Below are 12655 nucleotides of genomic sequence, written 5' to 3'. Positions count from 1 at the left end.
AAACTTCACATGACAGGTTTGGAACGTGGCTCGGTGGCCGCGAGGCGGCTTCTTGCGCCTATGCTCACCGCTGTCCTGCTCGCGGGATGCGTCGTCGGTCCGGATTATCAGACACCGATACTGGCAATGCCGGCGAATTGGAGCGGCCAGAAGCCGACAAAGCCTGCCCAGCCGGCACGACTGTCAAAATGGTGGCAGCGGCTACGCGATCCCGAGCTGAACACGCTTGTCGAGGAAGCGGTTGCCGGCAATCTCGATGTCGCCACCGCCAAGGCAAAAATCCGCGAGGCGCGCGCCAGCTATCGCCAGAGTGCCGGCACATTGCTGCCTTCGGCCGACGGCTCCGGCTCGGCCTCCCGCAACAAGTCGGCCGAGACCACATCAGGCTCTGACGCCACCTACAGCGAGTACCAGGCCGGCTTCGATGCAAGCTGGGAGCTCGACCTGTTCGGCGCCAACCGGAGGGGCGTAGAGGCCGCGCACTACGGGCTGAACGCCTCGCAGGAGGAACTGCGCTCGACGCTTCTCACCCTGGTCGGCGATGTCGCTTCCTATTATACCCAGGCGCGCGGCTACCAGGCCCGCATCGCGCTCGCCCGTCGTTCGGCCGCGTCGCAAAGACAGACCGCCGAACTTACCCGCACCATGGCGCAGGCGGGCACGGCGACCGCCGCCGATGTCGCCAAGGCAATGGGTCAGGCAGCGAGCACCGAAGCCGCCGTTCCGACGCTGGAGGCAAGTTATGCGCAGGCCGTGCATCGTCTCGCGGTGTTGGCCGGCCGGCCGCCTGCCTCGCTCAACGAGCGGCTGAAGCGGGTCGCGCCCATTCCTGCACCGCGCCTGCCGATGCCCACCGGAATTCCCGCCGACCTCCTGCTATCGCGGCCCGATTTGCGCATGGCGGAGCGCCAATATGCGCAATATACCGCCAAGATCGGCCAGGCCGAAGCCGCCCGCTATCCCTCGGTCAGCCTGACGGGAGACATCAGCACGGCGGCGCTGAAGCTTGGCGATCTCGGCAAGAATTCGTCGATCGGCTGGTCGTTCGGGCCGACGCTGAGTGTGCCGCTGTTCAATGCCGGCCAATTGCAGGCGGCCGTCGAGGTCGCCAAGGCGCAACGCGATCAGTATTTCATCGCTTACCGGTCTTCGGTGCTGACGGCGCTCGAGGATGTCGAGAACGCGCTGGTGCTGTTGTCGCAGGAGCGCATCCGGATCGGCAAGCTCGCCTCGTCCGCGAAGTCCTATGGCGAGGCGGCAAGTCTCGAAGGCACGCTCTACAAGGCCGGCGAGACAAGCCTCCTCGACGTGCTCGACGCCCAGCGCTCGCTCTATTCGGCCGAGGACTCGCTGCTGCAAAGCCGCGTCCTGCTGGCGACCAACTACATCGCCCTCAACAAGGCGCTCGGCGGCGGCTGGGATGGCGCGGTCGACAGCGCCAAGCCGGAGATCGTCGACGTCAAGACCGGTCCACGGCTGGCGTCGAAGCCGGCCTCCTGAGGCACTCTCAGGCAGCGGCGTCAATTCGGCAGACACGCCGCCATCGCCGATGCGGGGCGTGAAAATGCGGACTCCATGTTTGGCGATGGCGGGGTGATCGCATCGCTGTTATTGATGGTGCCCACACAGCACAGGCGCCGCAGATGACATCCGATACACAGAAGGCCGAAGCGGTCGGGCAGCTGCTCGAAACGCCGGACCTTGCCAGCGCGCTCGAAAGCGAACAGTTCAAGAAGTTCCTCGACCAGGTGCCGATCGCCATTGCCGTCTCGGACCTGGGTTCGAAGGAGCGTGTCGTCTATGCCAATCCGGAATTCGAGAAACTGTCCGGCCTCAAGGCGGCGATGCTCGCTCGCCAACACTGGGCGGCGCTTTCCGGCACCGGCCTGCACAAGCAGAAGGACCGGCCGCTGTTCGAGGCCGTGGTCGAGGACACTGATTTCATCGGCACGTTCCGGCTGGAGCGGAAGGAAGGCCAACCGACTATCGTCGACGTCTATTCCAACGTCATCGAGGACGACAATGGCAAGGCCTGCTTCCGGCTGGTGGCGCTGGTCGACGTTTCGGCCCATGGCGAAACCGAAGATGCGCGATCGATCGACGAGCGCATCCGTGAGAAGGACACGCTGCTGCGCGAACTGCAGCACCGGGTGAAGAACAATCTGCAGATGATCACCGCGCTGATCCGGATGGAGACGCGCAACGCGGCCGAACCGGACCAGAAGCGTTTCGAGAGGCTGGCGGGGCGCGTCGATGCGCTGGCGATCCTCTACCAGACGCTGTCGGGGGACGATGGCAAGGATGAGGTCGATCTTGGTGTCTATCTCAGCCAGATCGCGTCGGCGGTCATGAACTCGCATGCGGTCGAGGGCATCCGCCTCGACATGAAGGTCGACACCTATCCGGTGTCGATCAATGTCGCCATGCCGACCGGGCTGGTGGTGAACGAACTTTTGACCAATGCGCTCAAACATGCCTTCCAGGGACGTGACGGCGGCACGATCACGCTGCACAGCATCGTTGACGGCGATGGCTGCCGCATCGTGATCGCCGATGACGGCATTGGCCTGCCGGACGGCGAGAGCTGGCCCAAGCGCGGCAAACTCGGCGCGCTGATCGCCCGCTCGCTGACCGAGAATGCCAAGGCGGAGTTCGACGTGACGTCGAGCGCCGGCGAGGGCACGCGGGTGACCATCCTGTTCAAGCGCTCGGCTGCCACCGCCCCTTAGCGCGCGGGAGCCAAGCGGCATAGGTGGCCGTCTCCGCTTGGCTGATCTTCGACCTACTCATGACGGCCTTGCCTTCCCCGCTATCTCCCTTCGCGTCAATGCCCCTACTCCAGCGGCAGGGTAGGGTGAAAGCCAGGTGCATCGATGCCAGTCGCAAGCCGCGCTTTGCCGTGCTTGACAGGCTTAATTAATTTATTAACATTAGAAAATAATAGGGAGGAAGAATGGGCGCGCACCACGGAGCGATCCTGCGAATCCTGCGCGACGACGGTCCGCAGTCGCGCGCCGAACTGGCGCGGCGCACCTCGCTGTCACCCACCGCCCTGACCCATCTGACGGCCCATCTCCTGCGGGAAGGCACCGTGGTCGAGCTCAACCAGGCCACTGCCGGCGATGCACCCGTCGGCCGGCCGGCGATCGGCGTCGCGCTGGTGCCCGACGCCCTGTCCGTGGTTGGCGTGCACATTGGCGCGGGAACGATCGACGCGACCATCACCGACCTCAGGGCCGCCTCGAAAGCCATGGCCTCGCAGCATTTCGACACCGCCACCAGCGAACCCGCCGCGGTGATCGGCATGGTGGTGCGGATCGTCGAGCAATTGATCAAGAAGACCGGCGTCGACCGTTCGCGCCTGATCGGCCTGGGGCTCGGCGTGCCGGGACCGGTGGACACCAAGCGCCGCCGCAACCTGCAGTCGGTCAATTACGACTGGAAGGACGTGCCGTTCGCCGACGAGCTCGAAACGGCGCTGCGCATGCCGGTGGTGGTCGAGCACAATGTCAGCGCGATGGCGCTGGCGGAATCGCGCTACGGCATCGGGCGCGACACGACCGCGCTGCTCTACATCTATCTGCGCACCGGCCTCGGCGCCGGCCTGGTGATCAACGGCATGCCGTTCCGTCCCGGCGGCTACGGGGCCGTCGAGCTCGGCCATGTCCAGGTGGTCGAGGATGGCGAGCGTTGCGCCTGCGGCAATGTGGGCTGCCTGGAGACATTCCTGTCCGAACGCGCGCTGGCCCGCGCCGCCCATATCGACACGCCTCATCCCAGGCGCCTGCTGGCCGCGGTGGAGAAATATCCCGACGTCTGGAACGCGGCGCTCCGGCATCTGACGACGGCCATAGCGACGGCGACCAATTTGCTCAATCCCGATCTGATCGTCTTTGGCGGTCACCTGGCCGAAGCCCCGGAAAGCTTCATCGATCATATAAGGCGGGGCGTTCCGCCACGCGTCCTGCCGCCGATGCGCGACGTGCTGCGGGTCGAGCGGTCGAGCCTCGGTCCTGGTGCCGGCGCCATCGGTGCTGCTGCGGCGGCGCTCGACCATTTTTTCTATTCGGGGGTGTCGCGATGAGCGAAGCGTCGAAGACGACACGCTCCGGCGGCGGCTCGAACGAGGATCGGGGTATCGACTATCGCGGTCTCGCGCTCAATCTCTGCGGTCTCGTCGCCGGCATCGCCATCTGGTGGGTGTTGACGGCGGGCGGCGCGGTGGGCCTGCCGCCACCGCCACAGGTTGCGTCCAGGTTTATCGATCTGATCGCAAACGGGCAGCTCGCCACCGACATCATGTCGAGCCTTGCTCGGGTGATGACCGGCTTTCTCCTCGGCGTCATCCTGGCGATCCCGGTCGGCTTCGTCATGGGCTGGTACAAGGTCGCGCGCTCGCTTATCGAGCCGTATCTGCAGTTCTTCCGCATGATCCCGCCGCTGGCCATCATTCCGCTGGCGATCGTAACGATGGGCATCGACGAGACGCCGAAGATCTTCGTCATCTTCCTGGCCTCCTTCCTGGCCGGCGTCGTCGCCACCTATCAGGGCGTCATCAGCGTCGACAAGACGATGATCAACGCCGCGCGCGTGCTCGGCGCCAAGGACATGACCATCTTCCTGCGCGTCATCATTCCCGCATCGACGCCGTTCATCCTGGTCGGCGTGCGCATCGGCCTCGGCTCGGCCTGGGCGACGCTGGTGGCCGCCGAACTGATCGCCGCGCAGACCGGCCTCGGTTTCCGCATGCAGCAGGCGCAACTCTACTACGACCTGCCGACCATCTTCGTCAGCCTGATCACCATCGGCCTTCTCGGCCTTGCCATGGATCGCATCCTTTTGGTGATCGAGCGCCGGCTGACCGTCTGGCAGGAGCGCGTGTGATGCCGCCCAAGATCGTCTTCGACAAGGTCACGCGCCGGTTCGACCTCAAGGACAATGCCTTCGTCGCGCTTGACCGGCTGTCGCTCGACATCGCCGACGGCGAATTCGTCACCGTCGTCGGTCCGTCCGGCTGCGGTAAGTCGACCGCGCTCAACATCGCGGCCGGCCTGCTGAAGCCGAGCGAGGGCACCGTGCTGGTCGATGGCAAGGCGGTCGAGGGGCCGGGTCCGGAGCGCGGCATGATCTTCCAGCAATACGCGCTGTTTCCCTGGCTCACCGTACGCCAGAACGTCGAGTTCGGGCTGCGCATCAAGGGCGAGGAAGCTTCGCGCCGCCGGCAGATCGCCGAGCGTTTCATCGATCTCGTCGGCCTTGGCGACTTCGCCGACGCGCTGCCGAAGACGCTTTCGGGCGGCATGAAGCAGCGTTGCGCGATCGCCCGGGCCTATGCGGTCGATCCCTCGATCCTTTTGATGGACGAGCCCTTCGGGGCGCTCGACGCACTGACCCGCGTGCAGCTCCAGGACCAGTTGCTCGACACCTGGAGCCGGGAGCGGCGCACCGTGATGTTCATCACCCACGATGTCGACGAGGCGGTCTACCTCGCCAACCGCGTCATCGTCATGGCGGCGCGGCCCGGCAGGCTGCAGGAGATCATCGACGTCGGCCTGCCTTACCCAAGAACCGAGGAAATCCGGCTTTCGGCGGAGTTCATGAGCATCCGCAACCGCGTCTGGCAAGCCGTTTACCACCAGTAACAGTGACAGGAGGAGAGTATGGTGACACTGACAAGACGTAACCTCATCGCATCATCGGCGGCACTTGCCGCGTTCGCTGCCTCTGGCATCCGTGCCGGAGCGGCGGGAACGGCGGCACGCATCGGCTACAACGGCGATTTCTGGGGCGCCAGCGTGGCCGGCGTCGCGGCCGACCAGGGCTTCTATGCCAAGCACGGCGTCGATGCCAATATCAAGGTCTTCACCAACGGCCCCATCCAGGTCCAGGCGCTTGGCGCCAACAGCCTGGAATTCGGCTATCTCGGACCGGGCGCGCTGTGGCTGCCGGCGAGCGGCAAGGCCAAGATCATCGCCGTCAACGATGTCGGCTTCTCGGACCGGGTGATCGCCCAAGCCGGCATCACGTCCATCGCCGGCCTCAAGGGCAAGAAGGTCGCGATCGCGGCCGGCACCTCGGGCGACATGCTGTTGCGGCTGGCGCTGCGCAAGGCCGGTATGGCGATGACCGACCTCGACATCGTGCAGATGGACCCGAGCACCATCGTGGCGGCCTTCGCCTCCAAGCAGGTCGACGCGGCCGGCATCTGGTATCCGTTCGTCGGCATCATCCAGAAGAGCGTTCCCGATCTGGTGGAGCTGGCCAAGAACGACGACTTCTATCCGCAGACCACATTTCCGAGCGTCTTCATTGCCCGCAACGATTTGGTCGAGGGCAATCCCGATCTCGTCCGCAACGTGGTGCGCGCCATCAAGGACGCGCAGGATTTTCGTGCCGCCAACCAGGACAAGGCGATCGAGATCACCTCCAAGCTGCTCGGCATTCCTGCCGACCAGCTGAAGACGGAAGCCGGTTATGGCCGTTTCATGACCTCGGCCGAACTGATCAAGCTAACCAAGGACGGCACCGTGAACGGCTGGTTCTCGACGATGAACGACCTGTTCAAGACCTTTGGCAAGCTCGAGACCTCGCTCGATCCCAAGGACTATTATCTGGGCGATCAATACATTTCGGCCTGACGGCCTTCTTGAAATCGCCCCTTGCAAACCGCAAGCCCCGGCAGCGAACCGGGGCCTGTTTCCTGACAATCACAGCAGCGACGAGCCATCCATGAACGTTCTCTATATCGACATCGACAGCCTCAGGCGCGACCACCTCGGCTGCTACGGCTATCATCGCAACACCTCTCCCGTCATCGACAGCCTTGCCGGCGAGGGCATCCGCTTCGAGAACGTCTATGTGTCCGATGTGCCTTGCCATCCGTCGCGCACGGCGCTGTGGAGCGGCCGCCACGGAATGCGGACCGGCGTGGTCGGCCATGGCGGCACCGCCTGCGAGCCGTTCCGCGAAGGCGCCGAGCGAGCCTGGGCCGGCACCTTCTACGAGGAAGGCTGGATGCGGGCGCTGCGCGATCTCGGCTACCACACCACGACCATCAGCAGTTTTGGCGAACGGCATGGCTGCTGGCATTGGTATGCCGGCTTCAACGAGATCATCAATCCCGGCAAGGCCGGCATGGAGAACGCCGACGAGGTTTCGGGCCTGGCGATCGACTGGCTGAAGCGCAATGGCTCGGCAAAAAAGTGGTTCCTGCATGTCAATGTCTGGGACCCGCACACGCCCTATCGCGCGCCGGACGCTTTCGGCGACCCCTTCGCCGACCAGCCGCTTCCCGACTGGATGACCAGGGCGGTATTCGAGAAGAGCCATGCTGGCTACGGCCCGCACAGCCCGCAGGAACCCTCGGGCTTCGACGTCGAGCCGGGCGGATCGAAATACCGGCGCATGCCGTCGCCGATCAGCGGCATGGACACCGTCAAGGCCTGGTTCGACGGCTACGACACCGGCGTGCTCTATGCCGATTATCATGTCGGTCTCATCGTCGAGGAGTTGAAGCGGCAAGGCCTGTTCGACGACACGATCATCGTCATCGGCGCCGATCATGGCGAAAACCTCGGCGAGCTCAACGTCTGGGGTGATCATCAGACGGCCGACGAATTCACCTGCAACGTGCCGCTGGTCATCCGCTGGCCCGGCGCCGAGGACATGCGCGGCGTCAATGGCGGCCTTCACTATCATTTCGACTGGGCCGCCACGCTGATCGACCGGCTCGGCGGCAACGTTCCGGCGCTTTGGGACGGGCGCTCCTTTGCACCGGCGCTTGCCGCGAAGGAGGAAGGTGGCCGCGATTTCCTGGTGCTGAGCCAGGGTGCGTGGGCGGTACAGCGCGGCGTGCGGTTCCGGCTCGGCGGGGCCGACTGGCTGATGCTGCGCACCTATCATGACGGCTACAAGGATTTCGGCCCGGTCAGCCTGTTCAATCTGAGTGAGGATCCGCATGAGCAGCATGATCTCTCAGGCTCCCGAAGCGATGTGGTCGATCATGCCAGCCGGCTGCTCGAGGACTGGCGCAGCGCCATGGCCATCCGCAGCGACAGCGATGTCGACCCGCTGGTGACGGTGATCCGGGAAGGCGGGCCGTTCCATTGCCTTGGCGAGTTGCCGGCCTATCTCGAAAGACTGCGCCGGACCGGCCGCACCGATGCGGCAGCGGCCCTCGAGCAGCGCCACCCGGCACCGCCGCCACGGCGCAAATCCCTGAACTGACCGGCCGGCGGCACTTGGCCGTGCCCTAGCAGCCAGTTGCCGCTGCCTCACGACAGGCCGGCCGGTTCGCCCTATCTCCATGCCGCCGGTCGGGTTTGGACCCGGCGATATGGAGGATGGGATCACGTGACACCGACGCCGATTGCCCGTCGCGAAGCGGCGCCCTTGCCTGTCGCAGCACTGATGGGCGCCATGGTGTCGATCCAGATCGGCGCCACCTTCGCCAAAGGCCTGTTCCCGCAGATCGGCGCGCAAGGGACGACGACGCTCAGGCTGGTCATCGGTGCGCTGATGCTGATCGCGGTGCTGCGGCCCTGGCAGATGCGGCCCTCGCGTGCCACCATGCCGTGGCTGGTCGCTTATGGAGTGACGCTCGCCGCCCTCAACCTCCTGTTCTACGCAGCGCTGGCCAGGATTCCGCTCGGCATCGCGGTGGCGCTGGAGTTTACCGGCCCGCTTCTGGTGGCGACCTTGACTTCGCGGCGCGCCAGCGACTTTGCCTGGATCGCGCTGGCGGTGGCCGGCATCCTGCTGTTGTCGCCCTTCGTTCGTTCCCTCGCGCCGCTTGATCCGATCGGGGTGATGCTGGCGCTGGCGGCCGGCGGCTTCTGGGCGCTCTACATCGTGCTGGCCCAGAAGGCCGGCGCGGAGCTTGGCACCCGCACCACCGCCTACGGCATGGCCATCGCCGCCGTGCTGGTGCTGCCCTTCGGTGTCGCCCAGGCGGGATCCGCGCTGCTGGCCCCGTCGATCCTGGTCAGCGCGCTGCTCGTCGGCCTGTTTTCCAGCGCATTGCCGTTCTTCCTGGAGATGGTGGCGCTGACCCGCATGCCGGCGCGCATCTACGGCACGCTGACCTGCCTGGAGCCTGGGCTTGGTGCACTGGCCGGCTTCCTGTTCCTGCATGAAAGCCTGACCGCGACGCAACTGGCCGGGATCGCTGCCGTTGTTGTCGCCGCCTTCGGCACGGCGCTGACATCACGGCCGCCGGTTCCATCGCCGGAGTAGGGGAACGATTCGTCGGCACTGGGTATTTTCGAGTAATCCGAAATTCAGCCAGCCAGATCCGCGAAATCAGGCCAATCCTTGTTCAGGACGGCACTGAAATTGTCGCCTGGCGCACAAGTATTTCCGGCTCTGGACAGACCGTGATCTGGTCCAATACGGTGCGTGTCGAAGTGAAGACGCGATTGTAGAAAAGGCCGGTCGTCCCTTGCAAAAGAACGTCTTCTCATCGGCGGATCTGCCGCCGCATCTGGATCATCGCGCACGCTTCGCGCTCTGGCAGGACGTCCATGTCGCCGAGATATGGTCGGTCGAATACACGATTTCGGAAAGACTGTCGTTCGAAGCCGCGATCGAAGCCACCGCTGTCGGGTCGCTGGTGCTTGGACAGATGGCCGGGACGATACGTCATGCCAGCCGCAAGGCGGGCAATATCGCCGCCGACGGTCGCGACGGCTATCTGCTGCTGGTCAACAATGGCGATACGGTGCTCAGCGGCACGCAGATTGGCCGCGATTATCACGTCGGCAAAGGCGAGGCCGCCCTGGTCTCGGCTTCGGAAGCGTTGCAGATGACCGGCGGCGACAGCAATGTCTGGGCCAATGTGGTGCTTCCCCGTGCCGTGCTGGAAAATGCCTTCGCTCATATAGAGGATCGGCTGGCGTTGACCGTCGGCGCCGACAATGAGGCGCTCGGCATGCTCAAGCGCTATTGCAGCTTCCTGGAAGCAGGCCCGGCCCTGGTCTCGCCCGACCTCATCGGCCACGCCACCGAAACCATCGTCGACCTGATCGGCCTGGCGACCGGCGCCAAGGGCGAAGCGGCCGAACTGGCGGGCCTGCGCGGTCTGCGCGCGGCAAGGCTGCAGGCCATACTGCAGAAGATGCGGGACAATTTCGCCGATCCCGCCATTTCGGCGCAGGGCGTTGCCGGGCAATTGCGGCTCTCGGTCCGCTATGTCCATGACCTGCTGCAGGAAACCGGGGTGAGCTTTGCCGAGCGCATTCTCGAACTGCGCTTGCAGAGGGCGCATCGGATGCTGTCCGACAGGCGCAACGACCGCATGCGGATCAGCGAGATCGCGCTGCTCAGCGGTTTTTCCGACGTGTCCTATTTCAACCGCTGCTTCCGCCGCCGCTTCGGCTCGACGCCGGGCAGCGCCAGATAGTTTCCGACAGCCACCGAATGCACGGCGCGCCGATCGACTGAGGCTGAAAAGCCACACCGACCGGGAAAGCGCCGTGGTGCTTTCCCCGACAATTCGGGTGCGGCCCAGCCCAAGACGCGGCCGGCGGACAATGCAACACCGGATTTCTCGACAACAGCTGGATCTCCGCAGCTCATTTGTGCGGCGGGGAAGCAACATGGGGCGGCAGACAACAATGAAAATTCTTCTTCTCGCAACGGCCTTCATTCTCGCGCCGCTCGGTGTGGCGTGTGCGGCTGATATCAATGAGGTTTCGCCTGTTGCATCCGGCTACGACTGGTCCGGACTCTATGCCGGCGTCGACATCGGCTACGCGGCCGGAAAATCCAATCTGTTCATCGCCGGCGGCGGACTGGGCGGGGCCACCGATCTCAACGTTGGCGTCGATCCGAACGGATTTATCGGCGGCGTCCATATCGGCGCGAATTACCAGATGGAGAACAGCTTCGTGATCGGCGCCGAGGCCGACATTGCGTATGGCAACATAGATGGGCTGACGGCCCTCGACGCCGGCGGCGGCGGCGTCACCACGTTGCTCAAGAGCGAACTCAAATGGTCCGGGTCGGCGCGGCTGCGGGCCGGCTATGCTTTCGATCGGACCTTGCCCTACATCACTGCAGGCGTCGCTGCGGCCAAGTATGAGCTTATTGCGGTCAGCGCCGGTGGCCCTGCCGCCGAAGTAACGCTCCACAGCGACAGCCATGTCGGCTGGACGGTTGGCGCCGGCATCGAGCACGCCTTCACCGACAGGTGGATCGCTCGAGCTGAGTATCGCTACTCGGACTTCGGCAGCCAGGACCTCTCGGTGGCCGCCGGCCTGCCCACGGAAACCCATGTCGACCTCCAGACACAGGATATCCGGGTCGGGCTCAGCTACAAGTTCTGATCCGCTGAAGCTGCTGATCTCCCCCTTGAGGGGGGGTGAGGAGTGGTCCGCGCAGCGGACGGAAAGCCAATCGCTTGGCTTTCCGAACGACGAACGCCTGGAACGGAAGCGAAGGGCCGGGTCCGGCAGGCCAGAGGGGGCGGTCCGGCTGGGCTCGGCCTGCTGTTGCGGATGACGTTGGCGCTTTACGCGCGGCGACCCCTCTGTCGTCTCCGTGGCGCTTTGTTCTTGATCTCACGGTTAGTGGCACGCGAATAGGCGTCGAGCGGAGCCGCAGGGTCAGCGCCGGGCGAGGGGGGGACGGCACAGACATCGGCGATCCTTGATGCTTGTCCATGAAATCCGCGAAGTCCAGAAGGATGCGGGCCGCGGGGCTCATGAACCGGGCAAGTTCCTTATTGTTTGTCTTGTCGTAGATAGACCCTGCCGAGGAAGGCCGGCTCGCCGGAGCGCCGGCCGCCCAATGAGCCTGCCACCAGCACGACAAGCGTCAGCAAGTACGGCAAAGTCATCATGAGATAGACAGGAACGTCGGCGCCTATGGCTTGTAGTCTAGGCACAAGCGCATCCGCGCTTCCGAAAAGAAGCGCACCCCAGAGAGCTCGAGCCGCGTTCCAGCGCGAAAAGATGACGAGCGCAACGGCAATCCAGCCGCGCGACGCGACCATTCCCTCCACCCAGACATGACTTGTGGCGACTGAGAGATAGGCTCCGGCGAGACCACAAAACAGCCCGGACGCCAGGACAGCCCCGAACTGAACCAGTTGCACGTCGATACCCGCGACATCCGCGGCGGCCGGGTTTTCCCCGACGGACCTCAACCTGAGGCCATGTCGGCTTTTGGAAAGCCACCACCAGAGCGCGCCGACCAGGATCGGCAGCGCCAGCGTAACCGGGTCCTGCACCGCGAAAATGCGGCCGAATGCCGAACCGCGGTCTATCCCGAAGAGGTCGCCAAGTGTGGAAATGCCAGAAAAGGTCTTCTGCACGTAGGGTCGCCCCACGACCCCGGTGATGCCCAGTCCGATTGCGACGACGGCTAGGCCGGCGAGCGTATGATTGGCGCGCAAGGCGACTGTCGATATTCCAAACAGCAGAGCGAGAGCCATCGCGGCCGCTGAGCCGGCGGCAAGACCAACCCAAGGATCGGCTCCGGAAAGCACCGTCATCGCGCCGGTCATGGCACTGATCGCCATGAGCCCTTCCGCTCCAAGATTGAGAACGCCGGCTCTTTCGCAGATAATGAGGCCGAGGCTCGCCAGCAGCAACGGTGCCGCATAGCTCGGAATGATGGCAATCCAGCCGATCAGAAAATCCATGCAACTGTCCCT

Annotated in this window: 11 protein-coding genes; 10 read left to right on the top strand and 1 reads right to left on the bottom strand. The window is 64.6% G+C overall.

Annotated features, from left to right (window positions below; translation table 11 throughout):
• Nucleotides 1-9: 9 nt before the first annotated feature.
• The 10 genes from EOC83_RS18670 (at nt 10) to EOC83_RS18625 (ending at nt 11324) form a co-directional block, all read left to right on the top strand.
• Nucleotides 10-1500 carry an efflux transporter outer membrane subunit gene (locus tag EOC83_RS18670; RefSeq protein WP_063168599.1) on the top strand — a complete coding sequence of 497 codons (1491 nt, stop codon included), beginning with the start codon at nt 10-12 and terminating at the stop codon, nt 1498-1500.
• Between the two features lie 143 nt (nt 1501-1643).
• Nucleotides 1644-2729, top strand: a complete 1086-nt coding sequence (locus EOC83_RS18665) for a histidine kinase dimerization/phosphoacceptor domain -containing protein (protein WP_063168598.1) — start codon at nt 1644-1646, stop codon at nt 2727-2729.
• A gap of 224 nt (nt 2730-2953) precedes the next feature.
• Nucleotides 2954-4084: an ROK family transcriptional regulator gene (locus EOC83_RS18660; protein ID WP_027160785.1), complete on the top strand. Its 1131-nt coding sequence runs from the start codon at nt 2954-2956 to the stop codon at nt 4082-4084.
• Entirely contained in the window at nt 4081-4884 is an 804-nt protein-coding gene (locus EOC83_RS18655) for an ABC transporter permease (protein ID WP_082826501.1), read from the top strand. The genes EOC83_RS18660 and EOC83_RS18655 overlap by 4 nt, the downstream gene beginning before the upstream one ends.
• Entirely contained in the window at nt 4884-5642 is a 759-nt protein-coding gene (locus EOC83_RS18650) for an ABC transporter ATP-binding protein (protein WP_063168597.1), read from the top strand. Before EOC83_RS18655 ends, EOC83_RS18650 begins: the two co-directional genes overlap by 1 nt.
• An 18-nt stretch (nt 5643-5660) precedes the next feature.
• Nucleotides 5661-6638: an aliphatic sulfonate ABC transporter substrate-binding protein gene (locus EOC83_RS18645; RefSeq protein WP_063168596.1), complete on the top strand. Its 978-nt coding sequence runs from the start codon at nt 5661-5663 to the stop codon at nt 6636-6638.
• A 91-nt stretch (nt 6639-6729) separates the two neighbouring features.
• Nucleotides 6730-8226, top strand: coding sequence for a sulfatase (locus EOC83_RS18640; RefSeq protein WP_063168595.1), 1497 nt, complete (start codon nt 6730-6732; stop codon nt 8224-8226).
• A 126-nt stretch (nt 8227-8352) separates the two neighbouring features.
• A complete protein-coding gene (locus tag EOC83_RS18635; protein ID WP_063168594.1) occupies nt 8353-9234 on the top strand; it encodes a DMT family transporter in 882 nt (293 codons plus the stop codon).
• 205 nt (nt 9235-9439) lie between these two features.
• Nucleotides 9440-10399: an AraC family transcriptional regulator gene (locus EOC83_RS18630; protein ID WP_063168593.1), complete on the top strand. Its 960-nt coding sequence runs from the start codon at nt 9440-9442 to the stop codon at nt 10397-10399.
• A 214-nt stretch (nt 10400-10613) separates the two neighbouring features.
• Entirely contained in the window at nt 10614-11324 is a 711-nt protein-coding gene (locus tag EOC83_RS18625; RefSeq protein ID WP_063168592.1) for an outer membrane protein, read from the top strand.
• Nucleotides 11325-11719: 395 nt separating this feature from the next.
• On the opposite strand, the gene EOC83_RS18620 is transcribed toward EOC83_RS18625, so the two are convergent.
• Nucleotides 11720-12643: an ABC transporter permease gene (locus EOC83_RS18620; RefSeq protein ID WP_063168591.1), complete on the bottom strand. Its 924-nt coding sequence runs from the start codon at nt 12641-12643 to the stop codon at nt 11720-11722.
• Nucleotides 12644-12655 lie beyond the last annotated feature (12 nt).

It is taken from the genome of Mesorhizobium sp. Primo-A (assembly GCF_003997175.1).
Taxonomy (GTDB): Bacteria; Pseudomonadota; Alphaproteobacteria; order Rhizobiales; family Rhizobiaceae; genus Mesorhizobium; species Mesorhizobium ciceri.
The sequence above is the reverse complement of the archived record's forward strand: the minus strand, read 5'-3'. Positions and strand labels throughout refer to the sequence as shown.